Raw genomic sequence first — 1396 nt, forward strand, 5'->3', positions numbered from 1 at the left:
CCCCGGAGGATCTGGAAACACACGATTGCATCACCTTCGAGGGACTTGCCTCCGCCGCCAGTTGGAGCTTCACCAAGGGCAAGGCCGAAATCCCGGTTCGGGTCCGCTCGCGGCTTCAGGTCAACACCGCCGAAGCGGCCATCGATGCGGCGATTGCCGGCGTCGGGCTGACACGCGTGCTTTCCTACCAGATCGAAGCCGCGCTGCGGTCCGGCACGCTGCGCATCCTGCTGCAGGAGTTTGAGCCAAAGCCATGGCCGGTAAGCCTGGTGCATGCGGGCCACGGCCTGCTGCCGGTCAAGCTGCGCGCATTCCTCGATTTTGCCGCCCCGCGCCTGAAGGAGCGGCTGGCGCGGCTGATGTAGCGGAACCAGGCCAACCCCCATTGGCGACCGTTCTTCGTTGCCAGCCAAAGCGCCCTGCGGCCATTTCCTTTTTTCCCGCGCTTGGTGTAACCAACGCTCACCTCCTCACCGGGCTCCCCCCAAATGCTCTACATCAGATCGCTGACGTTCAATTTCGTCTTTTACGTCAACCTGATCGTCCAGATGATCCTCTGGACCCCATACTATTTCCTGTCGCCCCGGCACCGCGCCTGGTTCGTGCCGAAATTTTGGTCGCGCACCTCGATGTGGCTTTACGACAAGATCGCCGGAACGAAGAGCGAGATCACCGGCCGGGAAAACCTGCCCGAAGGCTCCTTCATCCTGGCCCCCAAACACCAGTCGTTCTGGGATGCGATCGCCTTCTTTCCCTATCTTCACGACCCGCTCTACATCCTGAAGCGCGAGCTCACCTGGATCCCGTTCTTCGGCTGGTACATCATGAAGATGCGCATGATTCCGGTTCATCGCGGCAGCCGTTCGAAAGCGCTGAAGGCCGTGGTCGCCGCGACCAAGGCGGAGATGGCGCGCAATCCTCGCCAGCTCATCATCTACCCCGAAGGGACAAGACGCGCGCCGGGCGACGAGCCGGCCTACAAATACGGCATCGTCGAAATCTATGCGCAACTTGGCATTCCGGTGGTGCCGGTTGCCCATGTCGCCGGTCTCTATTGGCCGCGTCGAAAATTTCTGCGCTACCCCGGCACCGTGAAGGCGCGCTTCCTGCCGCCGATCCCACCGGGACTGAGCAAGGACGAATTCATGGCCCGGCTGATCGGCGAGACCGAGGCTGCCTGCGACCAGTTCCTGATTGATGCCGCGCGCGGCCCAAACCCGCCTGCCTTGCCGCCGACAGCGGTGAAAAGACTGCAAGAGCTGGACAACGCCGCAAGAACCAAAGCCTGAACCGGAAGTCTCCTGCCGGCAGTTCTCAGCCGAAAACGGCCAGCGCGGTGGTCAACACCAGCGTCGCGGCAAAGACCAGGTTGACGATCCGCGAGGCCGCCGGCCGG

2 protein-coding genes are annotated in these 1396 nt (G+C 62.6%); both read left to right on the forward strand.

The genetic code is table 11. The annotated features are described in order from the left end of the window. On the forward strand, positions 1 to 365 hold a 365-nt coding region (locus EN893_RS34015), incomplete at its 5' end, for a LysR substrate-binding domain-containing protein (protein WP_245490957.1). Positions 366 to 488: 123 nt separating this feature from the next. Then, positions 489 to 1289: a 1-acyl-sn-glycerol-3-phosphate acyltransferase gene (locus EN893_RS34020; protein ID WP_127268948.1), complete on the forward strand. Its 801-nt coding sequence runs from the start codon at positions 489 to 491 to the stop codon at positions 1287 to 1289. Positions 1290 to 1396 lie beyond the last annotated feature (107 nt).

This window comes from Mesorhizobium sp. M7A.F.Ca.CA.004.04.2.1 (genome assembly GCF_004022825.1).
Classification (GTDB): domain Bacteria; phylum Pseudomonadota; class Alphaproteobacteria; order Rhizobiales; family Rhizobiaceae; genus Mesorhizobium.

Excerpts from the sequence above, each read along its gene's own strand:
- EN893_RS34020 (WP_127268948.1), top strand. The coding sequence starts at position 489 with ATGCTCTACATCAGATCGCTGACGTTCAATTTCGTCTTTTACGTCAAC.